Genomic DNA, 25,037 nt, shown 5'->3' on the forward strand with positions numbered 1-25,037 from the left:
AGGCGTGCCGTCCGCCAAACCATCCAAGAAAGGACGGACGGCGGCCTGCGACCGGCGGGTCTGAAGCCTTTCGGTCCTGCGTCGTCTGTCGAGCCTGCGCCGTCTGTCGAGCCTGCGCCGTCCGTCGAGCCTGTGCCGTCTCCCGGCCCCGGCTCGTCCGCCGGGCACGGTGGGCGGTCGGGCCCGGATCGGGATCCGGGCCCGGTCCGTCGGTCAGTCCCGGTGCCGCGGCCGCTGCGGGTGCGCGTACGCCTCGCCGGCCGCGGTGGGCGCCAGCAGGACGCGCCGCACCCGCGACGCCCTCGTCCGCGCCTCCCGGCGGGCGCGCCTGAGCGCGACCACGCGGGCGGCGAGCTCGTCGGGCACGGGTGGTCGCTCCCGGGACAGGTCCTGGCTGAGCAACGTCATCTCGCTGAGCGGTGTCATCTCGTTCTCCCCGGCCGCCCGTGGGCGCGGTCCCCGCGCGGGGACCGCGTCCACGGGTTCGATTCGGCCGATCACCGGCGTGCTGGGCATCGTCGCCTCACACGGCCACTTCGTCGGGCCGCGGGTGCTTGCGCGGGCGGCCGCGCGGCCGCTTGCGCGGCACGATCACACCGCGGACGAACAGTTCGCCGCCCCAGACGCCCCAGGGCTCCTTGCGCTCCAGCGCCCCGGCGAGGCACTCCTTGCGGAGCGGGCACTCCAGGCACAGGGCCTTGGCGAGCTCGACGTCGGCGGGAGCCTCGGCGAAGAACAGCTCCGGATCGGTCCGGCACGGAAGCGTGAGGTCCTCCTCGCTTACTGCGAGAGCCCCCTGCATCACAGTCACCCTTGTTCCTCTCGTTGGATCTCAACGGGCGTGTCGGTGGGTCTGGACAAAGAAGAAGGCCGCGGATCCGGTGTCGGATCCGCGGCCTGGGGGCTTGCCGGCCTTGTTCTAGACCGGTCGTCGCCTCCAGGGGTACGGACCCGACACGCCACCCGTGAAGGTGACGCCCGTGTGGGCCGTGGCCGGAGCCGGAACGCTCATGTCCTCGAGAAGGTGTTCGAAGACACTGCGCCCCTGGTCGTCCTGGATTCGCTGCTCGAAGCGCAGATCGCACAGATTCGTGCCGCGCAGCCCGCGCTCGTCGCGCCGCCACATGCCGCGCTCACGCTGCCGCAGGGCGGACGCCTCGAAGACGGACGCCTCGACATACGCGGCGGACTCGCCGGGCTTCGAGACACGGGTCATCGGGGCGGGCACGGAGGTGCCGAGCATCGAGGTGCCGGGGCAGGCCGCGGTCCAGGACGCGAATTTGATCAACGTGTTGCTCACCGGACTGCACACCACCTCTCGGGCTCCTCGGGCCGTGTCCGGCGGATCCAAGATCCACACCGGTCGGCCGGTTGATTGCTCGCGTCGAGCGTACGGGGACTCCGCCGAATCAAGCAAGATATTTTTGACCTGCGGTTTCGTGGGCGACCTCACCCGGATTCCGCAGAACCCCGGGCGTCCCGCGAGCGTCGAAACTCCCGGGCGCCCCTTACGGAACGATCATTTCACGGACGGGCCGCCGGGCGCCTCGCGTCCGGTGTCGGAGACCCGGACCAGGCCCTCCTGCATGACCGACACGACCAGCTCCCCCGAGCGGGTGAACACCTGGCCGCGGGCGAGCCCGCGGGCGCCGCCGGCGAACGGCGTGTCCTGGTAGTACAGCAGCCAGTCGTCGGCGCGGAACGGCCGGTGGAACCACATCGCGTGGTCGAGGCTGGCGCCCATCGTCCGCTTGTCGCCCCAGGCCAGCCCGTGGTTGAGCAGGACGGTGTCGAGCAGCGTCATGTCCGACGCGTAGGTCATGAGGCACACGTGCAGGAGCGGGTCGTCCGGGAGCTCGCCGTCGACCTTCAGCCACACCTTCGACTCGGGCGTGGCGAGGGCCGGGTCCTTGGCCGCCTCCCACGTCAGCGGCGTCGCGTGCCGGATGTCGAACGGGCGGCGGGTGACGAACTCGCGCGCGCCGACCTCGCCGAACAGCGGCGTGAGGCGGGTCAGGCCGTCCGGCAGCGACTCCGGGGCGGGGGCCTCGGGCATCGGCGCCTGGTGGGACGGGCCGTCCTCGACGATCTGGAACGACGCCGACAGCGTGAAGATCGCCTTGCCGTGCTGGACGGCGGTGACGCGGCGGGTGGTGAAGGACCGCCCGTCCCTGACCCGGTCGACGGTGTAGACGAGCGGGACCAGCGGGTCGCCGGGGCGGATGAAGTAGGCGTGCAGCGAGTGGACGGGCCGGTTCGCGGGGACGGTGCGCCCGGCGGCGACGAGCGCCTGCCCCGCCACCTGCCCCCCGAACACGCGCTGCCGCCGCTCCTCGGGGCTGCGGCCGCGGAAGATGTCGTTCTCGATCTGCTCCAGGTCGAGCAGGTCCAGCAGTGCCTTCAGCGATTCCTTCACGGCGGCCAGTCTTCCCTATCGGTACGAGTGAGCCAGGTCTCACCCCGCGTCACCGGCGCCTCCGCGCCGCCCCGCCACGCCCGCGGCGCTAGTGCCCGCACAGGCCGAGGACGGCGTCGCCGTAGCGGTCGAGCTTCACCCTGCCGACGCCGGGGATGCGCGCCAGCTCCTCCATGGACTCGGGGGCGTGCTCGGCGATCGCCTGGAGCGTCGCGTCCGTGAACACCACGTAGGCGGGCACCTTCTGCTCGGCCGACACCCCGGCGCGCCACTCCCTGAGCGCGAGGAGGAGCTCCTCGTTCAGCTCGGAGGGGCAGTCCTCGCAGCGGCCGAGCTTGCGCTCGACGGCCGCGGTCAGCGGGCGCCCGCAGACGCGGCACGGCTGCGGGCCCTTGGCGGGGCGCCGCTTCGACCGGTCGACGCGCGCGGGCGTGTGCGTGGTGGTCTTGCCGGTCAGACCGTCGAGGAAGCGGGACGGGCGGCGCGCCTGCGTCCCGCCGGGCGAGCGCGCCAGCGCCCACGACAGGTTCAGGTGCACGCGGGCCCGCGTGACGCCGACGTACAGGAGGCGGCGCTCCTCCTCGATCTGCTCGGGCGTCTTGGCGTAGACGATGGGCAGCGTGCCCTCGGCCAGCCCGACGAGGAACACGGCGTCCCACTCCAGGCCCTTGGCGGCGTGCAGCGAGGCGAGGGTGACGCCCTCCAGCGGCGGCGCGTGCTGCGCGGCGGCGCGCTCCTCCAGCTCGGCGACGAACTCGGGGAGCCCGGCCCTGGGGTCGTCGGCGGCCATGTCCTCGGCGAGCTGCGCCAGCGCCGCGAGGGACTCCCAGCGCGCGCGGGCCGCGCCCGCGCCCTCGGGCGGCCGGTCGGAGAACCCCGCCCCGCTCAGCACGTGGCGGACGGTCTGGATCAGCCCCATCCCGTCGGTCTCGGCGTCGGCGCCCGCCCTGGCCGCGCCGCGCAGCCGGACGACGGCCTCGCGCACCTCGGGCCGCTCGAAGAAGCGCTCCGCGCCGCGCAGCACGTACGGGACGCCCACGGCCGCGAGCGCCGACTCGTACGTCTCGGACTGCGCGTTGATCCGGTAGAGGATCGCGATCTCCCGCGCGGGCACGCCCTCCTCGATCAGCTTGCGGGCCCGCCGCGCGGCGTCGTCGGCCTCGGCGACCTCGTCGTCGTACTCGTTGAACACGGGCTCGGGCCCGTTCTCGCGCTGCGCGACCAGCTCCAGCTTGTGCCGCGCGCCCCGCGCCTGCCCGATCACCCCGTTCGCCAGCCGGACGACCTGCGGCGTCGAGCGGTAGTCGCGGACGAGCCTGACGACCTTGGCGTCCGGGTGCTCGCGGGTGAAGTCGAGCAGGTGGGAGGGGGACGCGCCGGTGAAGGAGTAGATCGTCTGGTTGGGGTCGCCGACGACGCACAGGTCGTCGCGGTCGCCGAGCCAGGCGTCGAGCAGCATCTTCTGCAGCGGGTTGACGTCCTGGAACTCGTCGACGACGAAGTACCGGTACTGCTCGCGGACCTGGTTGGCGACCTCGCGGTGCTCGGTGATCACGGCGGCGGTCAGCTCCAGCATGCCCTCGAAGTCGAGCAGGTTGCGCTCGCGCCTGAGCTGCTCGTACATCGCGTAGACGCGGGCCACGTCGACGATCTCGGCGGGCGGGCGGCGGCTCGCCTTCACGACCGCGGCGGGGTAGTCCTCGGGGCGGTTCTGGGTGACCTTCGCCCACTCGATCTCGCTCGCGACGTCGCGCAGCTCCGTGCGGCCGAGCGAGAGCCGGCACGCCCGCGCCGCGTCCGCGACGAGCCCGATCTTCGAATCGACGATCTTCGGCGGCTCGCCGCCGACGACGCGCGGCCAGAAGTAGCCGAGCTGCCGCAGCGCGGCCGCGTGGAACGTGCGGGCCTGCACGCCGGGCGCGCCGAGCTGCCGCAGCCGGCTGCGCAGCTCCCCCGCCGCCCGGGTGGTGAACGTCACGGCGAGCACCCGCTGCGGCGTCACGACGCCGGTGAGCGTGGCGTAGGCGATCCGGTGGGTGATGGCCCTGGTCTTGCCCGTCCCGGCGCCCGCGAGGACGCAGACCGGGCCCTTCACCGCCTCGGCGACCGCCCGCTGCTCGGGGTCGAGTCCCTCCAGCACCGACTCAGCTGACATTCCCCCATACTCGCAGCCCGCCTCACCTGCATCGGCCATCCCGCCGCCTGTGGACGGCGCGGAATGCGAAACGGCTGTCTACTGTTCTTCCGGAGGTACACCCCCGAGCGCAAGGAGACGCGGAAGCGATGGCGACGCCGACGACCGACCGGGCCAAGGGCGCGGCCGGCCAGCTCACCATGTACACGACGTCCTGGTGCGGTTTCTGCCGGCGGCTGAAGAGCCAGCTGGCCCGCGACGGCATCCATATGGTGGAGATCGACATCGAGCGCGACCCCGAGGCCGCGGAGTTCGTGATGAGCGTGAACGGCGGGAACCAGACGGTCCCGACCCTGGTGTTCCCCGACGGCACGGCCGCGACCAACCCCAGCGCCAAGGAGGTCAAGCGCCGCCTCGCGCAGATCGCCGACGCGGGCTGAGACCCACGAGAAAGGCCCGCCGACCGTCCGGTCGGCGGGCCTTTCGCACGCCCCTAGAACGGCGGCATCTTGGGAAGCTCGCCGCCGTACCAGCGCATGATGATCTGGGCGGCGATGGACAGCGGGCCCGGCGCGACGATCTCGCCCGCGTCGATCGCCGCGCGCAGCTCCTCGCGCGTGTACCAGGCGGCGTCCAGGATCTCCTCGGGGTCGGGGCGCAGCGGGAGGTCCCCGTCCGTCTTCGCGGTGAACCCGAGCATGAGGCTCCGCGGGAGCGGCCACGGCTGGCTGCCGAGGTAGCGGACGTCCCGGACGGGCAGCCCGACCTCCTCCTGCACCTCCCGCGCGACGGCCTGTTCGAGGGACTCGCCCGGTTCGACGAACCCGGCGAGGATCGAGCGGCGGTCGGCGGGCCACTGCGGGCCGCGGGCCAGCAGCACGCGGTCGGCCTCGTCCGTCACCAGCATGATGACGGCGGGGTCGACGCGGGGGAAGTGCTGCGAGCCGTCCTCGGGGCAGACGCGCACGTGCCCGGCGGACGCCACGCGCGTCTCCGCGCCGCACCGCGGGCAGAACCGGTGGGTCGCGTGCCAGTGCTCCAGGGCGACGGCGTGGGTGAGCAGGCCGGAGTCCTGGTCGCCGAGAAGGGCGCCGACGCGGCGGAGCCCGGCCGGCTCCGCCCCCTCGATGACGGGCAGCGGGCCGCTCACCCCGAAGTGGGCGACGCCGTCGCCGTCGACGCCGAGGAGCCACCGGTCGCCGTCCGGCGCCTGGTCCGGCGGGACGAGGACGAGCGCGGGGACGGGCTCGAAGGCGACCGGCGACCGGCCGTCCTCGATGACCAGGACGCGCGTCCTGGGGTCGGCCCACGCCTCGTCCAGCCAGGCCTCGTCGCGCCGGTTCAGCGCGACGCGGTCGAGCGTGCCGCGCGCGAGCGCGAGCCACTCCAGCGGGGCGTGCGGACTGTCCGTCGGGGCGTCGGTCATCGTGCTCCTCTCCTGCGTGTTCAGCGCAGCGCGGCCGCGAGTTCTTCCCACAGGTAGGCGGCGGTCTCGGCGCCCTTGAGCAGCAGGGGGATCTCGACCTTCTCGTTGGGGGCGTGGATGCGGTCGCCGTCCAGCCCGACCGCGACGAAGATCAGCGGCGCGTCAAGGATGTCGGCGATGTCGGCCTCGGGGCCGCTGCCGCCCTCGCGGGTGAACAGCACCTCGGTGCCGAACGCCCGCTCCATGGCGCGCCGGGCGGCCTTCACGCCGGGCGAGTCGATCGGCGAGAAGCAGGGCCGGACGCCGCCGCCGGACACGCGGACCTCGGCCTCGACGCCGGGCGGCGCCTGCTCGGCGACCCACGCCTCGAAGCACTCCTGGATCTTGCGGGGGTCCTGCCCGGCGGCGAGCCGGAACGAGATCTTGGCGTGCGCCTCGCGAGGGACGATCGTCTTGCCGCCCGGACCGGTGTGCCCGCCCCACATGCCGTTGATCTCGGCGGTCGGCCGCGCCCAGACGCGTTCGAGGGTGGTGTAGCCCTTCTCGCCGTGGGCGGCGCGGCTGTTCCCGGCGGTGCGCAGCCACTCGGCCTCGTCGAACGGCAGCTTGGCGAACAGCTCCCGCTCCTCGTCGCTGAGCGGGACGACGTCGTCGTAGAAGCCGGGGACGGCCACGCGGCCGTCGTCGTCGTGCAGGGCGGCGAGCAGCGAGACCATCGCGTGGAGCGGGTTGGGGACGGCGCCGCCGAACGAGCCGGAGTGCAGGTCGCCGTCCGGGCCCCGCAGCGTGACCTCGGCCTCGGCGAGGCCGCGCATGCCGGTGCACATGGACGGCACGTCCGCCGCCCACATCGTGGTGTCGCTGATGACGACGGCGTCGCAGGCGAGCCGGTCGCGGTGGGTGCGCAGCAGCTCGGCGAAGTGCACCGAGCCGGACTCCTCCTCGCCCTCGACCAGCAGCTTGACGGTGACGGGCGGGGCCTGCCGCCCGGACGCGGCGAGCGCCGCGCGGATGCCGAGGGTGTGGAAGAAGACCTGGCCCTTGTCGTCGGAGGCGCCGCGCCCGACGAGCCGGTCGCCCTTCTCCACGGGCTTGAACGGGTCGGTCTCCCATTCCTCCAGCGGCTCGACCGGCTGGACGTCGTGGTGCCCGTAGACGACGACCGCGGGAGCCTCCGGGTCCTCGGCGGGCCATTCGGCGAACACCGCCGGCAGGCCGGGGGTCTCCCAGACCTCGACGGTGGGGAAGCCCTGCCCTCGCAGGTACTCGGCGAGCCATCCGGCGGAGGTGCGCACATCCTCGGCGTGCGCCGGGTCCCCGGAGATGGACGGGATCGCCAGCCACTCCTTGAGGTCGGCGACGAACCGGTCGCGGTCCGCCTGGATGTAGGCGACTACATCGTTCACCTGCATGCCCCTTCGCATGTCGTAATGTCGGGCTGAGTTACCTCTGTCCGGGGTCTCCGGACGTCCCGACCCCTCGGGTTCCCCGAGACTGGAGAATCACAGTAGGGGATCCCCTTGCCTCGATCGCGGGAGTGGCCTTGATCCTCATCGACCCGCCGCTGTGGCCCGCGCGGGGCCGCGTGTGGTCGCACATGGTCAGCGACGTGTCCTACGACGAACTGCACGTCTTCGCCGCCGAACTGGGCATGCCGCCGCGGGCGTTCGAGCGCGACCACTACGACGTCCCGTCGGAGCTGTACGAGGCGGCGCTGCTCCAGGGCGCCGAAGCGGTGGGCTGCCAGGAGCTGCTCCTGCGGCTGACCGAGGCGGGCCTGCGCCGCCGCAAGGCGTCCCGGCCCCGGCCGGTGCCGGACGGCCGGCTCGGCGTCTAGGCGTTGAGGAGGAGGAGTTCGGTCCGCATGTTGCCGCGGGCGCGCTCCTCGAAGCGCTCGCGCGCGGCGGGCGTGTGGAAGAGCCGGGGCAGGGCCAGGAGGCCGTTGAGGACCTCGGCCCGTCCGGCGCGGAAGAACTCGTCGGGGACGAACGCGTACTCCTCGCGGACGGCCGCCGCGTAGGCCGCGTACTGCTCGGGCTCCGCGCCGAGGACGGCGAGGTCGGCGTCGCAGAGCACCTGCCCGTCCCGGTCGTCCTCCTCCGGGGCGTGCGTGGCGGTCAGCTCGACGAGGCGGACGACCCGCGCGACGACCGCCTCCGGGAGGTCGGTGTCGGCGAGCATGCGCGCGGCCAGGCGGGCGCTGCGCTCCTCGTTGTCGGCGCGCTCGGGGTCGTAGACGGCGTCGTGGAACCAGGCGGCGATCCGGACGGCGTCGGGGTCCTCGGCGTGCCCGGCCAGCTCGTCCACGAGATCGAGCACCGCGGCGAGGTGCGCGCGGGTGTGGTAGCGGCGGTGCGGCTCCCCGTAGCGCTGGTCGAGCTCGGTCCCGATGTGCCGGGTGTGGGGCCCCGCCAGCGCCACCCACCGGTCGACAAGATCCATGGGCCCATCCTGGCGGATCGCGGGACGGGCCGGGACACGCGGTGCCATCGTTCTTGCGTGCGGAGGGCGCCCCGGCCACTATGGTTGATCACTGCGAGTTAGGCAAGGCTTACCTCACTCACTGGAAGGGCCGGTCGTGGCCGCCTCTCTCTACCTGGTCGCCGGCAAGGCGACCGACTCGGTGACGCACGGGTTCCTGCCCGCCGCCGCGCGCCTGGGCCTCGACGTCACGCTCCTCACCGACCGTCCCGCCGACCACGACGCCGGCGTGCCGATGGTCGAGTGCGACGTCTCCGACTTCCGCGACATCATCGCGCGCGTCGAGGACACCGCCGCGCGCGGCGGGGGCCGGCCCGCCGCCGTGTTCTCCAACAGCGACTTCCTGCAGGCGCCCGCCGCCTTGGCCGCCGCGTACTTCGGCCTGCCCGCCAAAGACTGGCGGGCGGCGACCCGCGCGAAGAACAAGGCGCTCATGCGGCGGCACCTGGCGTCCCTCGACCCGGTCTTCTCGGCGGACGCGGGACAGGTCCCGGCGGACGCGCCGTATCCGCTCGTCGTCAAGCCGCGCGAGGGCGTGGCGAGCGAGGACGTGTTCCTCGTCCACGACGCCGTGGAACTGGCCGCCCGGGTGGAGGAGATCAGGGCCCGCCGCGGCGATCCGCTCGTGGCCGAGGAGTACCTGCCGGGCCGTCTCCACACGCTGGAGACGCTGGGCGACGGGCGGGAACTGCGGGTGCTGGGCTCCTTCCGCACGACGCTCTCGCCGCCGCCGTTCTTCGTGGAGGAACGACTTGAGTGGGCGCCCCCTCCCCCGGAGACCGGGGAGGTCCTGCGGCAGCTGGAGGCGCTGGGGGTCGGCTTCGGGGCGTGCCACACCGAGTTCGTCGTCCATGAGGGGCGCGCCCGCGTCATCGAGGTGAACTACCGGCTGATCGGCGACCACTGCGACTTCCTGCTGGCCGATCTGCTGGATGCGCCCCTCTTCGAGCAGATCCTGCGGGTCCATCTCGGGGCAGCCCTTCCGGGGCGGCGGGTCCCCCGTCCGCGCCATGCCGTCGCCGAGCCGGTCATCGCCGATCGCTGCGGCACGCTCACCGCGGCTCCCGGCCCCCTGCGGTTCGAGGACGGCCCGGTGCGGCTGGCGTACCGTCCTCAGCGCGCGGTGGGCGACACGGTCTCCCTCACCCGGACCAACCGCGACTACCTCGGCACCGTGCGCGCCATCGGTCCCGGACCGGACGAAGTGAACGCCGCCCTGGCGCGGTTCCGCGCGACCCACGACTGGACGATCGCGTGACGGGCGACGATGGCGAGGGCCCGCTCGCGGCCCGCGTTCTGGACGCGTTGCTGAGGGAGGACTACGCGGGCCTGAGGCGATTCGTCCGGGGCCGCGCGTTGGAGCTTCCGGGCCGTACTGTGCGTCTTCTGGAGGCCCGGCCCGCCTTCCTCTCGGAACTCGTCGTGGATCCTGGGCAGGGCCTGAGGCTGAACGACGTCTTCCATGCCGTTCGCCTGGTCTCCGACCCGCGTGACGACACGGCGTCCTTCGAGCGCGAGTGCCTTGAGGCCCTGGCGACCATCAAGCTGCACGACGACGCGCGTCCGGCCGTCCACAGGCGGCTGGGCCGCCTCCCTGCCGAGCTGCGCAAGGGCCCCGGCACGTTCTACGAGACGCTGGCGGCCTACAACGACCACCCCGTGCATCCGACGGGCCGGAGCCGTTCCGGACTCTCCCTGGGCGAACTGAGCCGCTACGCACCCGAGTTCGCGCCGTCGTTCCCGCTGCGCTGGGCGGCCGTGCCGAACGCGACGCTGGCCGGGACGCTCCCCGCATGGTGGCCCAGGCCGTCCGACGTCGGCCTGCGCTTGGACGACGCGGCCGGAGCGCTGTTTCCCGTCCATCCGCTGGCGGCGCGGCAGGTGCGCTCCCGGCCCGGCGTTTCCCTCGCGCCCGAGCCGTACTTGCACGTCACGCCCACCTTGTCGATGCGGACGGTCGCCGCGGCACCGCTCGACCACGTGAAGATGCCGCTGCCGACGAGCACCCTCGGGCTGCGCAACCGGCGCACCATCATGCCCGGCACCCTCCCGGACGGCGCGCTCGTCGAGCGGATCCTGCGCCAGGTACTTCTGCAGGAGCCGTCGCTTCCCGTGCTCCTCGCCGACGAACAGACCTACGGCCACGCCGACGACCCGCTTCTCGGCTATCTCGTGCGCCGTTTCCCGTCCGAGACTGCGCGCGCGCACATCGTCCCTGTCGCTGCCCTGCTCGCCGAGGCACCGGACCGCGGTCACGTCATCGAGCGCTGGGACGTCGAGGAACTGTTCGGCGCCTACCTGTCGGCACTGCTCTCCTGGAACGTCACGCTGTTCCGGTACGGCATAGCGCTGGAGGCGCATCAGCAGAACGTGGCGCTCGTCCTGGACGAGTCTCCGCTGCGCCTCCTCATCAAGGACAACGACGGTGCGCTCATCGACCCGTCCCGCCTCCGCGAGCGCGTCACGCCCACCCCTGGCACGGACCCTCGCGACCTCGTCGACCACCGGATGACGACGTCCGACCCTGAGGCGCTCGCCCGCGTCTTCGTCACCATCACCCTGCATCTGTGCGCCGCGGCGCCCGCGCTGGGCCTGGCCGAGCGCGGCCTGCTCCCCTGGCGGGCCGGGCGCCGGATGATCCGCGAACGGCTCGACGCGGCCCTCGGGCCCGAGGACGCGTTCCTGCGCGCCCGCACGCTCGACGCCGGCACGCTGCCCGGCAAGGCCATGGTCACCGCCGGGACCCTCGTCGACAAGGCGAGGACGGGCGCGGCCGACATCAACAAGCACTACGGCCCGCCGGGGCCCAACTACCTACTGGACACGACGTGCTGCTGACAGAACCGGCCGTCACGGCCGACGACGCGACCGCGACCGCCCTGCTCAACTGCCTGATCCGGGAGGTGTGCGGGCCGGAGCAGCAGGTCTGGCCGGACGGCGCCCGCCTGGTGTTCCGGCTGCCCCGCGCGGGGGTCGTGCTGCGTGCGGGACTGGCGCGCCCTCCGGTCGGGGCGACCTACCGCCTGGCGCCGCCCTACGAGGAGCGCCGCGAGGACGACTGGATACCCGCCGCCTGGGGCAGGCTGGCGAACCTGGTCGCGGGCGAACTGGAACTGGCGACCGGCTCCCCTAACGCGGAGTTCCTCGCCCAGGTGGACGACAGCCACACCGCGCTCACCGCGATCCTCGCCGCCAGGGGCGAGTCCGCTGAGGACCGCTCCATCGACTACATCGGGTCAGAGCAGTCCCTTGTCGCGGGGCACCGTTTCCACCCGTCCCCCAAGGCCCGCCAAGGGTCGCCGGAGGAGTGGCTGGCCTACGCGCCTGAGGCGAGGGCTCGATTCCGTCCGCTGTGGCTGGCCGTTGCTGCGGAACTCGTCGCCGAGGAGGGGGCCGCGGAGGCGTTCGCGGCTTTGGAGGCGCACGGCCCCTCGGCGCCGCCCGGACGTCGGCTGCTTCCCGTTCACCCGTGGCAGTTCTCCTTGCTGGCGGACAATCCCGTCTTGCAGAAGGCTTTGGCGAACGGCTCTCTGGTCAATCTCGGTCCATCCGGCATGGAGGCGGTGCCCACTTCGTCCGTCCGGACCGCGTACCTGCCCGACGCCGACGTGTTCTGCAAGTTCAGCCTGGACGTGCGCATCACCAACTGCGTCCGTAAGAACGCCTGGTACGAGCTGACCGGGGCGATGACGCTCGACGAAGTGCTGCCGCCCATCCTGGAGAAGCTGAACGCCACGTTTCTCAGAGAACCCGCCTACCGCAGCGTGGCCCTCCCTGACCGACGCCTGTACGAGGGCCTGGGGGTGATCCTGCGGCAGGGCGTCAGATCCCTTCCCGGGACGCCTCTCCTTGCGGGAGCCCTGGCCGATCCCTATAACGCGGTCCTCGCCGGGCTGCCCGTCCTCTCGTCTCTGGAGGGCGCCCAAGCTTGGTGGGACGCGTACGTAGCCCATGTGGCACCGCCTGTCCTGGGCGCCTATCTGGACCACGGCGTCGTCCTGGAACCTCATCTGCAGAACGTCCTCGTCTGCGTCGACGCCGACGGGATGCCGGTCCATGCCGTCTTCCGCGACATGGAGGGCACCAAACTGACCGCCGGCCAGTGGGATCTGTCGCATCTCCCCTCCCGCGTGGCCGAGGGGCTCACCTACTCCCCCGACGAGGGCTGGAACCGTGTCGTCTACTGCCTCCTCGTCAACCACCTCACCGAGATAGCCGCCGCCGTGGCCGACCTCCACCCGCCCTTGGACGAGACCCTCTGGCGCATGGCGCGCAAGCACTTCGCCGCCTATGACCGCCACCCGCAGGTGAGGGCTCTTCTCGCCGGTGTGCCGCTGCCCGCCAAGGCCAACCTCCGCACCCGCTGGTCGCGGACGGCCGACCGCGGCGCGGCCTACGTCCCCGTCCCCAACCCGCTCGCCGCGTCCCGACCGCTGTGAACGACCTCGCGCTCGGCCTCGACCGGTACCCCGCCTACGTCTATGACCTTCCCGGCCTCGAAGCCCACGTCCGCAGCATCCGTGCCGCGCTGCACGGCACGGAGGTCTTCTACGCCGTCAAAGCCAACCCGGACGCCGAGATCCTCCGGACTCTCGCGCCCCACGTCGACGGCCTGGAGGTGTCGTCCGGCGGCGAACTCGCCCACGTCCGGGAGACCCTCCCCGGCAAGCCCGTGGCTTTCGGCGGCCCCGGGAAGACCGCTGACGAACTGGAGTCCGCACGCACGCTGAAGGCCGACCGGATCCACGTGGAAAGCCCTAACGAATTGGTCCGCCTCGCCGGCATGGGGCCCGCCGACGTCCTGCTCCGCGCGAATCTGCCCGTGAACGTGCCGGACGCCGCCCTCACCATGAGCGGCCCTTTCGGCATGGACGAGGACGCCCTCGACCATTGCGCCCGCCTTTTGACCGAGCACCCGCACCTCACGCTTCGAGGCGTCCACGCCCATCTGGCATCCGGCCTGGACGCTCCGGTGATGCTCGAACTGGCCCACCGGATAGCGGAATGGGCGATCCCCTGGCTCCGCTCCCGAGGAGTGGACGACCCCGAATTGAACGTCGGCGGCGGAATGGCGGTGGACTACACCTCCCCGGAGGCTCGCTTCGACTGGCAGACCTACGGGGCAGGCCTAAGGCACATTCCAGCGAAAGTCCGCATAGAGCCGGGACGGGCGATGACCGCCTACCACGGCTGGTACGTCACCGACGTCCTGGACGTGAAGACCACGCGCGGAGAGACCTACGCCATTCTCAGAGGCGGCACCCACCACCTGCGGACTCCCGTGACGAAGGGCCACGATCAGCCTTTCGAGGTTCTGACCGCGAACGGCCCGCAGCGCCCGGCGACCCTGGTCGGCCAGCTCTGCACCCCGAAGGACGTGTTCGCACGCGACGTCCTCGTCCCGCCCCTCGCGCCAGGCGACGTCATCGCCTTCGCCATGGCCGGCGCCTACGCCTGGAACATCTCCCACCACGACTTTCTGATGCACCCCAAGCCGGCCTTCCACTACCGGCGCTGAGCGAGACGGCCGTCAGCCGCGGGGGCTCCCGTACCAGCGCCAGGACGTCACGCGCGGGTGGCCGGGCAGGTCCCCGCGACCGGTGGCCCACAGCAGCGTCGACCAGGGGTCGGTATCCTGCGGCGCGCCGGGGAACAGGCGTCCCAGCACGCGGGCGCACAGGTCGGCGGGCGGCTCCCACGACAGCCCCAGGCCGTCCGCGAGGTCGTGCATGTGGACGAGGGTCTCGACGATCCCCATCGCGGCGAACCCCTCGGCGTCCGATGCGCCGAAGGTGTGGTGCGCGCGGACGTCCGGAGGCGTGCGGCGGACCACGGCGGACAGCATCCCGCCGCACGCGTCCAGCACCTGCAACAGCCCCGCGGGCCCGGCGCTCCTGTCGGCGTGGACGGCGTTGGCCGGCCCGCCGGGACGCCGGCTCTCCCAGACGAACGGCACCTCGCCGTCCGCCGGCGGCGTCCTCGGCGCGATCTGGGCGGCGTAGGCGAACAGGTCGTCGCTGAGGTGCTCGACGGTCTCCCAGCAGCTCCATTCGAGCGACCCGGCCTTCCCGTCCCAGGCCTCCGGCGGCGCCTCCCGCAGAGCGGCGACGGCCAGCTGGACGGCGAGGTCGAGATCGTCTGCGGTCACGGCAGCGGTCGAGTTCGGCATGGCCCGACGCTACTGGACGCCGCCGGTCAGCCCATCGGCGCGGCGGTGCCGCTCACGCCGACGCCCGCGTCCCCCGGGGGGACGTCCACCAGCAGCCGGCTGGGACGGCCCATGTCCTCCCCCTGGTTGACGGTGATCTCGGCGGGGGCGGAGACGAGGCCCAGCGAGCGCAGGTACCCGCCGAAGGCCGCCGCGGCGGCGCCGGTCGCCGGGTCTTCCACGACCCCGCCGGGCGGGAACGGGTCGCGCGCGTGGAAGACCGTCTCGCTCTCCCGCCAGACGAGGTGGACGGTCGTCCAGCCGCGGCGCGCCATGAGCTCGCCGAGGGCTTCCCAGTCGTAGTCGAGGTCGGCGAGCCGCGCGCGCGTGGACGCCGCCAGGACCAGGTGGTCGTTGCCCGCGTTGGCGATGCGCGGCGGCAGTTCTGGGTCGAGTTCCCCGGCCTCCCAGCGCAGCGCGGCCAGCGCGGCGCCGAGATCGGCCTCCTCCACGGCCCGGACGGTGGGCGGAACGCTCGTGAGGGTGGCGAGGACGCGGCCGCCCGCCTCCCTCGTCTCGACCCCGATCTCGCCGGCCGGGGTCCTCAGCCTCACGGTCCCCGTCCCCTGACGCTCGGCCAGCGCGACGGCGGTCGCGATCGTGGCGTGCCCGCAGAAGGCGACCTCGGCCAGCGGGCTGAAGTAGCGGATCGCGAACCGGCCGGGCGCGCCGCCCTCGTCCACGAGGAAGGCCGTCTCGGAGAACCCGACCTCGGCCGCGATCTCCTGCATGCGCGCGTCGTCCAGGCCCCGGGCGTCCAGGACGACCCCGGCGGGGTTGCCGCCCTCGCCGTCCACGTCGAATGCGGTGTAGCGGAGTACTTGTGCGCTGTCGCTCATGCGGGCAGTCTGCTCCAAGGACTAGCATCGCGTCCAACGATGGTTATTGATTGAGCACATCGGGAAACTCGATGGACACACGCCTTCTCACCACCTTCCTGGCCGTCCTGCGCACCGGCGGGATGACCGCCGCCGCGGCGGAGCTCGGCTTCGTGCAGTCCACGGTCACCGCGCACGTCCAGGCGCTGGAGCGCCTCGCCGGGACGCCGCTGCTCGACCGCCGCCCCGGCGGCGTCTCCCCCACCCGCGCCGGTTCGCTGCTCGCCGAGCACGCCCGGGGCGTCCTCGACCTCCAGGAGCGCATGCTCGCCGAGGTCGGCGCCGCCGCCACCGAGCCGTCCGGCCCGGTGCGGGTCCGGGCGCCGGAGTCCGTGTGCGCCTACTGGCTCGCGCCCCTCCTGCCCCGGTTGCGGGCGCGGCTCCCGGACGTGACCCTGTCGCTGTTCCCCGCCGACACGCGGACCGCTCTCACCGCCCTCGCCGACCGCCGCGCCGACCTCGCGCTCGTCCTCGACCCCTCGCCGGACCCGTCCGGGGCGGACCTCGTCGACCTAGGCGCCCGGCCCCTGTCTCTCGTCGGGGCGGCGGCCACGGTCCTCCCCCAGGACCGGCCCCCCACCCCGGCGGAGCTGGCCGCGACCGGCATTCTGCTCCTGGAGGAAGGCTGCTCCTACAGCGACGAGCTCGCCGCCCTCGTCAAGGCCGCCGACCCCGCGGCGGACCCGCCCCGCTTCGGCGGCGTCGAGACGGCGAAGCGCTGCGCGGCGGCGGGCCTCGGCGTCACGCTGCTGCCCACGGTCACGGTCGCCGACGAACTCGCCGCCGGCGCGCTCGTCGAGCTGCCCCTGCCCGCCGGCCTGTCCCGGCACCACCTCTGGCTCGCCGAACCGGCCTCCCGCTGGCGCTCTCCCGCCGTCCACGCCGTGCGCACCGCCCTGATCGACTCGATCAGGGCGGGCACACCCGGTCCAACCCCGCGCGCCTAACGTCCGGTCTTCGCGCGCTCGTAGTGCCGGGCGGCCTTGGCCCGGTTCCCGCAGAGCGCCATGGAGCACCAGCGCCGGGTGCCGTTCTTGGTCGTGTCGTGGAAGTGGAGCACGCAGCTGGGATGCGCGCAGGGCTTGATCCGCTCGGGACTGTCGGCCATGAGGCGCAGGTAGTCGGCGGCGGCCGACCATGACGGCAGCCAGGCGGGGTCGTCGGTCCGCGGATGGCTCTCCGGGCCGTCGGGCCCGAGCCGGTGATGCAGCGCGCCGCGTTCCAGGACGCCGTTGAGCGCGGCCACCGCCTGCGGGGACGGGCCCTCGTCCACGAGCGTCAGAAGGATGTCGCGGGTCTGAACGGCGGCGTCGAGCGCCGCCCGGGTGGCCGCCGCGCGTCCGTCCAGCCCGGCCGACCGCAGCCAGACGGCGAGGCCGTCGGTGGAGTCGAGCAGGTCGCGCCGGACGCCGTCCTCGACCCACCGGGTGTTGAGCAGGTCGAGGCAGAGCGGCTCCCCGACCAGCGGACGAGGGTCCGCGGCGTCCCGCCTGGCGGTTCCGTCTTCCGGCTGCACACCTCGATTCTACCCGCCTATCCCGCCTTAGCCGGTTGACGCCGCACCTCTAACCACTTATCTTCAGTTAGCCAGTTAGATCGAGACCGGGCGCGACGGCCCGGGTTTGCGAGGTGTGTCATGGAGACGGTCGCCATCAAGTCCCTGCAGACGGGGCACGTGGGACTGAACGTGAACGACCTGGATCGGTCCTTGCCCTTCTACCTGCGCGTCTTCGGACTCCAGGTGCAGGCCCGGGGCGACGAGCCCGGCCGCCGCTGGGCCTTCCTCGGCCGGGACGGGCGGCTGGTGCTGACCCTGTGGGAGCAGAGCGACACCGTCTTCGCGACCCGCTCGGCGGGCCTGCACCACCTGTCCTTCCAGGTCGAGACGATCGAGGAGGTCAGGGCCGCCGAGCAGGTGCTGCACGACCTGGACGCCGCGTTCGCCCACGACGGCGTCGTCCCGCACGGCGAGGGCGCCTCCTCCGGAGGCGTCTTCTTCACCGACCCCGACGGGACCCGCCTGGAGATCTACGCGCCCTCCGGCGCCGACACCGCCCCCGCGCCCAGCGGAGCGGCCCCCACCTGCGGATTCTTCTGACCCACCGGCACGTCGAAAGGAGGCCGCCGTGGCGGCCGACGTCTACCACCGAGGCGAACGAGCCGCCCAGCGGCGCGCCGGGCTGCTGGACCAGGGCGCGTTCTCCTCCCGCGCCGTCCGCGCGGAGATCCCCGAGGTCGCGCGCGGGTTCCTGCTCCAGCAGCCGATGCTGGTCCTGGGCGCCGCCGACGACCGGGAACGCATGTGGGCCACCCTGCTCACCGGGCGGCCCGGCTTCCTGCACGCCGAGGACGACCGCACCCTCGCGATCGACGCCCGTCCCGCGCCCGGCGACCCGCTGCACGACCGGCTCACCGAACCGGCCCCGGTCGGCATGCTGGCCGTCGAACCGGCCCGGCACCGCCGGATGCGGATGAACGGCCGAGCCGTCCCGACCGCGCGCGGCCTGCGCGTCGATCTCGACCAGGTGTACTCCAACTGCCCCAAGTACATCCAGAAGCGGCAGCCCCGCTGGGAGCAGGCCACGCCGTCCGCGCCGCGCCGGTCGCGCGCCCTGACCGGCGACCAGCAGCGGTGGATCACCGGCGCCGACACCTTCTTCATCGCCACCGCCGGCCCCGACGGCCACGCCGACGCCTCCCACCGCGGCGGCGCTCCCGGCTTCGTGCACGCGCCGTCGCCGACCGTGCTGCGCTGGCCGGACTACGCAGGCAACGCCATGTTCAACACGCTCGGCAACCTGGAGGTCCGGCCCCGGGCCGGACTGCTCTTCTGCGACTGGCGCACCGGCGGCGTCCTCCAGCTCACCGGCACCGCCCGCACCGACTGGGACCCCGCGCACGCCGCCGCGGTGCCGGGCGCCGAACGGCTGGTCGAGTTCACCGTCACCGACGTCGTCGAGACGGCCGGAGCGTCACCGCTGCGGTGGAGCGACCCCGTCCCGTCCCGCTTCAACCCCCCCGCGGCCTTGGATCTCCCCTCCTGACCGACGTCGCCCTGCGGCACACTCGACGTTGGCCATCGCTAGAAGATGCCTTTGCTCGGCCGAGAGCCGGGTATGCGGGGAGCGAAGCCGGGTCATCGGAGGAGTGACGTGCTGTTGCTTGAGCGGGTGCGGGGTGCTGCGGAGGCGGGAGTCAAGGCGGCTCGGGCGGTGCGGGACGCCGGGTTGGTGCGGCCCGTCCGGCCTGATCGGGCCGCGCGGCTGCTGTTCCCGTACGCGCGGTACGGGCCCGTCCCCGCGACGCTCGGCGCGATGGCCGCGCTGCGGTTCCCCGACCGGACGGCCCTCATCGACGAGCGCGGGGCGCTGACCTACGCGGAGCTCGAACGGCGGGCCGCGTCGCTCGCCACGGCGCTCGCCGGCCGTGCGGGCGACGGGAAGATCGGGATCCTGTGCCGCAATCACCGGGGGTTCGTCGAGACGGTTCTCGCGGCGACGCGGCTCGGCAACGACGTCGTGCTGCTGAACACCGACTTCTCCGGCAGGCAACTGGGCCAGGTCGTCGAACGCGAGGAGATCGAACTCCTCGTCCATGACGAGGAGTTCGGGCCGGCCGTCGAGGAGTCGGGGTTCGGCGGGGAACGGGTCGTCGCCTGGGCCGACGGCGGCGGGGCGCTCGACTCGCTCGTCGCGGAGACCGCTCCCGAGCCCGTCAAGCCCGAGCGGGCGAGCCGGGTGGTCCTGATGACGTCCGGGACGACCGGCACGCCCAAGGGGGCGCGGCACGACCTGTCCGCCTCGTCGCTGCTGCCCGCGGCCCTGAGCCACCTGATGCGCGTCCCCGTCCGGTCGGGCGCGCCGATCGTCATCGGGCCCCCGCTCTTCCACCTGCTCGGCTTCGCCTACACCACGGTCGGGCTCGCCATGGGGATGCCGCTCGTCCTGTCCCGCCGCTTCGACCCCCGGCAGGTGCTGGAGACGATCGCGGACTGCCGGGCGGAGGCGCTCGTGGCGGTGCCGGTGATGCTCCAGCGGATCCTGGACGTGCGGGACGCGCCGCCGACCCCGGCGCTGCGGGCGGTCGTCTGCGGCGGGGCGGCGCTGCACCCGCACCTGTCCGAGGCGTTCATGGACGCGTTCGGCGACGTGCTCGTCAACGTGTACGGCGCGACCGAGACCGGGTGGGCCACGATCGCCACGCCCGAGGACCTGCGGGCCGCGCCCGGCACGGTCGGCAGGCCGTCCTTCCGGCTCACGATCAAGGTGCTCGGGGAGGACGGGCGGGAGCTGCCCGCCGGCGAGACCGGGGAGGTCTACACCGGCGGCGGCCTGCGGTTCGCCGGGTACACGGGGGGCGGCGGCAGGCGGACGCGGGACGGCCTGACCGGCACCGGCGACCTCGGGCACTTCGACGCGGCGGGACGGCTGTTCATCGACGGCCGCGCCGACGACATGATCGTCTCGGGTGGGGAGAACGTGTTCCCCGCCGAGGTGGAGGACCTCCTCGGCGGTCACCCGGACGTCGCGGAGGCGTCGGTGACCGGGGTGAACGACGAGAGGTTCGGGCAGCGGCTCGCCGCGCACGTCGTCAGGACCGAGGGGGCGTCGGTCACCGAGGACGAGCTCAAGGAGTACGTGCGCGCGCACCTGGCCCGGTACAAGGTCCCGCGCGACATCCGGTTCGTCCGGGAACTGCCCCGCACCAGCACCGGCAAGGTCAAGCGGCCGGCCGCCGGCGACCGATGAGGGAAACGCCCGGGCCCAGGGCCGCGAGGTCCCGGGCGTGCCCCGTCCCGAGGGTCAGGCGGCGCCGGCGCTCCGCTTGGCGGCCATGCAGATGCGGGCGAGGTCGTTGAGGGCGTCGGCGCGGCGCTCGTCCAGCGTCCGGCGGTCGCCCGGCCCGGCCTCGGCGAGGGTGTCGATGACCAGGGAGAACACCGGCCACTCGGCGGGCCCGATGGCGCCCTGGAAGTCGACGCCGCCCTCAAGGTCGTCCAGGTCGAGGTTGCGGGCGAAGGTGGCGAGGGCGGCCTCGGCCGCGACCACGCCGATGCGCATCGCCAGCGCGGCCGGCTCGCGGTCGAGAGCACGCGCGGTGCTAGAACCCATGTTCGACAACATAGACCACACGCGTCACACGCGTCGAAAGTTTGCTCGAAAAAACGTCTACCCGGCGATGGCCTGCTGGAAGACGTAGGAGTGCGTGAAGTGCAGGACGCCGTCGACCATGCTCGGGCGCATGCCGGTCGCGGGGCCGCCCGCCAGCTCGTCCCGCAGCTCCCGCCTGATCTGCTCCGCGGTGTCGGAGGGGGTGTGCGAGAACTCCAGCCACGGGTCCAGCGGGCGGGTGTGGTCGAACCGGTCGGCGCGCTTGACCTCCGCGCCCGCCGCCGCCACGAGCTCGGCGATCCGCGCCTCGGTGAGGGCCTCGCCGTGCGAGGGGTCGCGGAGGCGCTCGATGCGGTCGGGGTCGCCGTCCAGCCCCTCGGGCCGGACCAGGTCGGCGATGATCAGCGCCGCGCCGGGGCGGCTGACCCGGGCCATCTCCCGCACGACGGCCTCCGGGTCGGCGACCTGGTGCAGCGAGAAGCGGGTGACGACGAGGGTGAACGACCGGTCGAGGTAGGGCAGGGCGGTGGCGTCGCCGTGCGCGAAGGTGACGTTGGTGAGGCCGGCGTGGTCGGCGTCGCGCTTGCCCTCGGCGAGCATCGCGGGCGTGAGGTCCAGCGCCGTCACGTGCCGGACGCGGCGGGCGATCGCGCGGGCCACCATCCCGGTCCCCGCGGCGACCTCCAGCACGACGTCCTCCAGGTCGAGCTCGGGGTCCATGAACCGGACGAGCCGGTCCAGGTGGCGGGTGAAGGCCGCGTTCGGCCTCGGGTCGGAGAACCCGGCCGCCTGCTTGGAGAACTCCCGTACCACCTTCTCGTCATGGGTCACCGACACGTCGCCTCCTCGGATGGTTGCCCGGATCATCCCCGAAACCACGCACGGTGAACAGGGGGCGGCGGCGAAACCCTCAGGCGGCGGGGACGCCGTCCAGCAGCGCCGCGAGCCCGGCGGCGTCGAGCAGGTCCGCGGGACGGACCGTGACCTCGGCGGAGACGTAGTGGAACGCGGCGCTGACCCGATCGACGCCCACCCCGGCGAGCTCGGCCCACGCCAGCCGGTACGCGGCGAGCTGCACGGCGGCGAACCGGGCCTCGTCCCCGCGCGGCGGGGAGCCGGTCTTCCAGTCGACGACCTCGTACCCGCCGTCCCGGGACCGGAACACGGCGTCCATCCGGCCCCGGACCAGCCGGTCGCCGATGACGGTCTCGAACGGCACCTCGATGTCGAGCGGCTCGCGCGCCGCCCACTCCGACCGCTCGAAGCGCTCGCGCAGCGTCGCCAGGTGCGCGTCGTCGGCGGCGCCCTCGTCGGCGGCGCCGGGCAGCTCGTCGGGGTCGAGGAGGCGCTGCTGCCCCCAGCGGCCCTCCAGCCAGGCGTGGAACGCGGTGCCGCGCCGCGCGTAGGGGGCGGGCGGGCGCGGCATGGGACGGCGGATCTGCCGCGCGAGCGCCACCGGGTCGCGGGCCAGCGACACCAGCGACGACACCGACAGGTGCGCGGGAAGCTCGACGAGCAGGCCGTCGCCCCCGCGCCCCCGGTCGCGCTCGGCGAGCAGCAGCTCGACGTCGCGCGCCCACGCCGTCATGCGCCCCCGGTCGGCGTCGGACAGCCCGGCGTCCCCGGCCCAGTGGCGGGTGCGCCCGGCCATCTCGTCCTCGACCATGCGGGCGCCCTCCACGACCGCCTCGTAGCGCGCCCGCGCCGACAGGTCGGACCGGCCCCGCTCCCCCGGCGCGACGGGCCACTGCGCCTCGTCGGGGTCGGCGAGCAGCGGGTTGGCGGCGCCCTCCTCCGGCGGGTCGGCCCACACGGCGACGGACCCGGCCCCGCCGAGGCACACCGCCCGCACCTCCTCCAGGAACGGCGACGGGCCGAGCGGCCGCCCCGAGGACCCCCACCAGTACCCGGTGGTGATCAGCAGGCTGGACGCGCGGGTGACCGCGACGTACGCGAGCCGCCGCTCCTCCCGCAGGTCGCGCTCGGAGCACGCCTGGTCGAAGGCGGAGAGGTCGTCCTTCTCCAGCCCGGTCAGCGCGGGCAGGTCGGCCCGGTCGCCGCGCAGCATGAACGGCAGGACGCGCGGGTTCGCCGTCCAGCGGGTGGCGTTCTGCGGCGGCGAAGGGAAGATCGACCCCTTGGCGGGGGATCCGTTCTTCTGCGGCGTGTAGGCCAGCCCGGGGACGACGACGACCGGCCATTCCAGGCCCTTGGAGGCGTGCACGGTGAGGAGCTTGACGCTGTCGGTCTCTCCGACCCGCCCGGCCTCCAGCCCGAACTCCTCGGTCTCGGCGGCCTTGAGGTAGGCGAGGAACGCGCCGAGCGTCGGGTCTTCGGCGTCGCCCGCGAAGGTGGCGGCGGCGTCGATGAACGCGTCGAGGTCGGCGCGGGCGGTGACGGGGTCGAGCCCGGACCGCGCCGCGACCTCGATGTCGAGGCCGAGCGTGCGCTCGACCTCGTTGACCAGGTCGGGAAGCGGCAGCCCGACCTGTCCGCGCAGGGCGCGCAGCTCGTCGCGGAGGCGGCGCAGGCGCCCGTGGCCCTCGGGCGAGAACGCGTCGGGCGGGCCGAGGTCGTCGAGCGCGTCGACGAGGCTGCCGGTCTCCTGGTTCAGCTCGCTGACGAGCTGCCGCAGGGGATCGTCCCCGGCGCCTTCCTCGCCCCCCTCACCAGGCGCGATGTCGGAGGCGGACGTCATGTCGAACGAGGGGCCGGCCTCTTCGCGGGGCGCGGCGCCGGACTCGGCGGCGCCGGGCGCGGGGCCGGGGTCCTCCTCGGGCGCGGCGGCGGGTTCGGGGCGGGTGATGTCGCGGGCCGTCTCCTGGGCCAGGGCGCGGGCCCGGCGGCCGAGGGCGACGAGGTCGCGGGGGCCGAGGCGCCAGCGCGGGCCGGTGAGCAGGCGGGCGAGGGACGCGCCGGCGGTCGGGTCGTGCATGACGCGCAGCGTGGCGACGACGTCCTGCACCTCCGGGACGGTGAGCAGGCCGCCGAGCCCGACCACCTCGACCGGGATCCCGCGCGCCTCCAGGGCCCGCCTGATCAGCGGGAACTGGGACCGCTTGCGGGCGAGGACGGCGACGTCGGAGTAGCGGAGCGGCTCGGTCTGGGGGCCGCCGTCCGGGGCGGTCCCGGGGTCGGCGGCCATGAGCCCGGCGATGCGCGCGGCGATGCGGTCGGCCTCGTCCTCGACGGTGGGGAAGAGGGCGCATTCGACGCGGCCGCGCCCCTCGCGCCCGGCGCCCGGGACGAGGCGGGGCACGGCCTTCGTCTCGGCGCGCAGCTCCTCCTGCACCCTGGCCGCCGCCTCCAGGATCTGCTCGCCGTTGCGGAACGAGCGGCTGAGCTGGACGACCGGAGCCGCCACGGGACGTCCGCCGGGGGCCGCCGCGGGCTGCGAGGGGAAGTCGTAGGCGAAGCGCAGCAGGTTCCCGGCGCTCGCGCCGCGCCACCCGTAGATGGACTGGCACGGGTCGCCGACGGCCGTCACGGGATGCCCGCCCGCGAACAGCGACTTGAGCAGGACGAGCTGCGCCTGGCTGGTGTCCTGGTACTCGTCGAGCAGGACGACGGAGAACCGGGACCGCTCGATCATCCCGACCTCGGGATGCCTGTGGGCGATGCGGGCCGCCAGGGCCATCTGGTCGCCGTGGTCGATGACCTCGCGGTCGGCCTTCGCGCGCCCGTACGCCTCGACGAGCGGCATGAGCTGCTCGCGGACGGCGTGCTTGGCGAGGATGTCGCGCTGCGCCTTGAGCGGCTTCTTCACCACGGCGAGCCGCTCGTCGAGCCACGCGCCGACCTTGCGGACGTCCTCGGCCGTGCGCAGGTGCTCCGACAGGTCGCCCGAGAGCTCCATGACGGCCTTGGTGACGGTGTCGGGCTGCCAGTCGATCCGGTCCATGGGGCCGTGGTAGGCGTCCACCACCCGGGAGCAGATCTGCCAGGCGACGGCGGGGGAGATCAGCCGCATCGTGGGTTCGAGGGCCTCGCGCAGGGCGTGGTCGCCGAAGAGCCGCGCCGCGTACGAGTGGTACGTGGACACCATCGGCTCGCCGTCGAACAGGGCCTCGCCGCCCAGCCGCTCCAGCTCGTCGCCCGGCAGGACCTCGCGGAGCCGGTCGAGCCGCTTGCGCACGCGCACGCCGAGCTCGGCGGCGGCCTTGCGGGTGAAGGTCAGCCCGAGGACGCGCTCCGGCCGGACGAAGCCGTTCGCGACCAGCCACACCACCCGGGCGGCCATCGTCTCGCTCTTGCCCGACCCGGCGCCGGCTATCACCGCCATCGGCGCCATCGGCGCCTCGATCACCCGGGCCTGCTCCTCCGTCGGCGCCGGGATCTCCAGCAGCCGGGCCAGCTCTCCCGGCGTGATCACCTCGCTCCCCC

At 73.6% G+C, this 25,037-nt stretch carries 24 protein-coding genes; 10 read left to right on the top strand and 14 right to left on the bottom strand.

Annotated elements, in window-relative coordinates:
* Positions 1-213: 213 nt before the first annotated feature.
* The 5 genes from ABD944_RS35505 to ABD944_RS35525 form a co-directional block, all read right to left on the bottom strand.
* A complete protein-coding gene (locus tag ABD944_RS35505; protein WP_345184455.1) occupies positions 214-426 on the bottom strand; it encodes a hypothetical protein in 213 nt (70 codons plus the stop codon).
* Between the two features lie 97 nt (positions 427-523).
* Positions 524-802, bottom strand: coding sequence for a WhiB family transcriptional regulator (locus ABD944_RS35510; RefSeq protein WP_052357680.1), 279 nt, complete (start codon positions 800-802; stop codon positions 524-526).
* A 117-nt stretch (positions 803-919) separates the two neighbouring features.
* The gene (locus ABD944_RS35515; protein ID WP_345184457.1) at positions 920-1,300 is read right to left on the bottom strand and encodes a hypothetical protein; all 381 of its coding nucleotides are present in this window, start codon (positions 1,298-1,300) and stop codon (positions 920-922) included.
* 219 nt (positions 1,301-1,519) lie between these two features.
* Positions 1,520-2,416, bottom strand: coding sequence for an acyl-CoA thioesterase II (gene tesB / locus ABD944_RS35520; RefSeq protein WP_345184460.1), 897 nt, complete (start codon positions 2,414-2,416; stop codon positions 1,520-1,522).
* Positions 2,417-2,504: 88 nt separating this feature from the next.
* On the bottom strand, positions 2,505-4,571 hold the full coding sequence (locus tag ABD944_RS35525) for an ATP-dependent DNA helicase UvrD2 (protein ID WP_345184463.1): 2,067 nt from the start codon (positions 4,569-4,571) through the stop codon (positions 2,505-2,507).
* A 128-nt stretch (positions 4,572-4,699) separates the two neighbouring features.
* Between ABD944_RS35525 and ABD944_RS35530 the strand changes: the two genes are divergently transcribed.
* A complete protein-coding gene (locus ABD944_RS35530) occupies positions 4,700-4,990 on the top strand; it encodes a mycoredoxin (RefSeq protein WP_345184466.1) in 291 nt (96 codons plus the stop codon).
* A gap of 53 nt (positions 4,991-5,043) precedes the next feature.
* On the opposite strand, the gene nudC is transcribed toward ABD944_RS35530, so the two are convergent.
* Positions 5,044-5,976 carry an NAD(+) diphosphatase gene (gene nudC, locus ABD944_RS35535; protein ID WP_345184469.1) on the bottom strand — a complete coding sequence of 311 codons (933 nt, stop codon included), beginning with the start codon at positions 5,974-5,976 and terminating at the stop codon, positions 5,044-5,046.
* A 20-nt stretch (positions 5,977-5,996) separates the two neighbouring features.
* The gene (locus ABD944_RS35540) at positions 5,997-7,382 is read right to left on the bottom strand and encodes a dipeptidase (protein WP_345184471.1); all 1,386 of its coding nucleotides are present in this window, start codon (positions 7,380-7,382) and stop codon (positions 5,997-5,999) included.
* A gap of 137 nt (positions 7,383-7,519) precedes the next feature.
* On the opposite strand from ABD944_RS35540, the gene ABD944_RS35545 reads away from it, so the two are divergent.
* Complete coding sequence (locus ABD944_RS35545; protein ID WP_345184473.1) at positions 7,520-7,813, top strand: DUF4031 domain-containing protein; 294 nt, start codon at positions 7,520-7,522, stop codon at positions 7,811-7,813.
* On the opposite strand, the gene ABD944_RS35550 is transcribed toward ABD944_RS35545, so the two are convergent.
* Positions 7,810-8,418: an HD domain-containing protein gene (locus ABD944_RS35550; RefSeq protein WP_345184475.1), complete on the bottom strand. Its 609-nt coding sequence runs from the start codon at positions 8,416-8,418 to the stop codon at positions 7,810-7,812. The two genes, ABD944_RS35545 and ABD944_RS35550, sit on opposite strands and share 4 nt — an antisense overlap.
* Before the next feature lie 136 nt (positions 8,419-8,554).
* Here ABD944_RS35550 and ABD944_RS35555 point away from each other — a divergent pair, with 136 nt between their 5' ends.
* Genes ABD944_RS35555 through ABD944_RS35570 form a run of 4 tightly spaced genes read left to right on the top strand, consistent with a single transcriptional unit; the run spans position 8,555 to position 13,975 of the window.
* Positions 8,555-9,715 carry an ATP-grasp domain-containing protein gene (locus ABD944_RS35555; RefSeq protein ID WP_345184477.1) on the top strand — a complete coding sequence of 387 codons (1,161 nt, stop codon included), beginning with the start codon at positions 8,555-8,557 and terminating at the stop codon, positions 9,713-9,715.
* Positions 9,712-11,295: an IucA/IucC family protein gene (locus tag ABD944_RS35560; RefSeq protein ID WP_345184479.1), complete on the top strand. Its 1,584-nt coding sequence runs from the start codon at positions 9,712-9,714 to the stop codon at positions 11,293-11,295. Before ABD944_RS35555 ends, ABD944_RS35560 begins: the two co-directional genes overlap by 4 nt.
* Entirely contained in the window at positions 11,286-12,896 is a 1,611-nt protein-coding gene (locus ABD944_RS35565; RefSeq protein ID WP_345184481.1) for an IucA/IucC family protein, read from the top strand. Before ABD944_RS35560 ends, ABD944_RS35565 begins: the two co-directional genes overlap by 10 nt.
* Complete coding sequence (locus ABD944_RS35570) at positions 12,893-13,975, top strand: alanine racemase (RefSeq protein ID WP_345184484.1); 1,083 nt, start codon at positions 12,893-12,895, stop codon at positions 13,973-13,975. Before ABD944_RS35565 ends, ABD944_RS35570 begins: the two co-directional genes overlap by 4 nt.
* Before the next feature lie 12 nt (positions 13,976-13,987).
* Here ABD944_RS35570 and ABD944_RS35575 read toward each other — a convergent pair whose 3' ends face one another.
* The gene (locus tag ABD944_RS35575) at positions 13,988-14,626 is read right to left on the bottom strand and encodes a DinB family protein (RefSeq protein ID WP_345184486.1); all 639 of its coding nucleotides are present in this window, start codon (positions 14,624-14,626) and stop codon (positions 13,988-13,990) included.
* A 26-nt stretch (positions 14,627-14,652) separates the two neighbouring features.
* Positions 14,653-15,504, bottom strand: a complete 852-nt coding sequence (locus ABD944_RS35580) for a PhzF family phenazine biosynthesis protein (protein ID WP_345184488.1) — start codon at positions 15,502-15,504, stop codon at positions 14,653-14,655.
* A 71-nt stretch (positions 15,505-15,575) separates the two neighbouring features.
* On the opposite strand from ABD944_RS35580, the gene ABD944_RS35585 reads away from it, so the two are divergent.
* On the top strand, positions 15,576-16,490 hold the full coding sequence (locus tag ABD944_RS35585; RefSeq protein ID WP_345184490.1) for a LysR family transcriptional regulator: 915 nt from the start codon (positions 15,576-15,578) through the stop codon (positions 16,488-16,490).
* On the opposite strand, the gene ABD944_RS35590 is transcribed toward ABD944_RS35585, so the two are convergent.
* Positions 16,487-17,059 carry a CGNR zinc finger domain-containing protein gene (locus tag ABD944_RS35590; RefSeq protein ID WP_345184492.1) on the bottom strand — a complete coding sequence of 191 codons (573 nt, stop codon included), beginning with the start codon at positions 17,057-17,059 and terminating at the stop codon, positions 16,487-16,489. The genes ABD944_RS35585 and ABD944_RS35590 overlap by 4 nt on opposite strands.
* Positions 17,060-17,179: 120 nt before the next feature.
* On the opposite strand from ABD944_RS35590, the gene ABD944_RS35595 reads away from it, so the two are divergent.
* From ABD944_RS35595 to ABD944_RS35605, 3 genes are all read left to right on the top strand, one after another.
* The gene (locus tag ABD944_RS35595) at positions 17,180-17,641 is read left to right on the top strand and encodes a VOC family protein (RefSeq protein ID WP_345184495.1); all 462 of its coding nucleotides are present in this window, start codon (positions 17,180-17,182) and stop codon (positions 17,639-17,641) included.
* Positions 17,642-17,669: 28 nt separating this feature from the next.
* On the top strand, positions 17,670-18,587 hold the full coding sequence (locus ABD944_RS35600; protein ID WP_345184497.1) for a pyridoxamine 5'-phosphate oxidase family protein: 918 nt from the start codon (positions 17,670-17,672) through the stop codon (positions 18,585-18,587).
* A gap of 108 nt (positions 18,588-18,695) precedes the next feature.
* Complete coding sequence (locus ABD944_RS35605; RefSeq protein WP_345184499.1) at positions 18,696-20,291, top strand: AMP-binding protein; 1,596 nt, start codon at positions 18,696-18,698, stop codon at positions 20,289-20,291.
* A 54-nt stretch (positions 20,292-20,345) separates the two neighbouring features.
* Here ABD944_RS35605 and ABD944_RS35610 read toward each other — a convergent pair whose 3' ends face one another.
* From ABD944_RS35610 to ABD944_RS35620, 3 genes are all read right to left on the bottom strand, one after another.
* Positions 20,346-20,654, bottom strand: a complete 309-nt coding sequence (locus ABD944_RS35610) for a hypothetical protein (RefSeq protein WP_345184501.1) — start codon at positions 20,652-20,654, stop codon at positions 20,346-20,348.
* Positions 20,655-20,711: 57 nt separating this feature from the next.
* Positions 20,712-21,491 carry a class I SAM-dependent methyltransferase gene (locus ABD944_RS35615; protein WP_345184504.1) on the bottom strand — a complete coding sequence of 260 codons (780 nt, stop codon included), beginning with the start codon at positions 21,489-21,491 and terminating at the stop codon, positions 20,712-20,714.
* Between the two features lie 73 nt (positions 21,492-21,564).
* Positions 21,565-25,026: an ATP-dependent helicase gene (locus tag ABD944_RS35620; protein ID WP_345184506.1), complete on the bottom strand. Its 3,462-nt coding sequence runs from the start codon at positions 25,024-25,026 to the stop codon at positions 21,565-21,567.
* Between the last annotated feature and the right edge of the window lie 11 nt (positions 25,027-25,037).

It is taken from the genome of Actinomadura verrucosospora (assembly GCF_039540335.1).
In the GTDB taxonomy this organism is placed as follows: Bacteria; Actinomycetota; Actinomycetes; order Streptosporangiales; family Streptosporangiaceae; genus Spirillospora; species Spirillospora verrucosospora.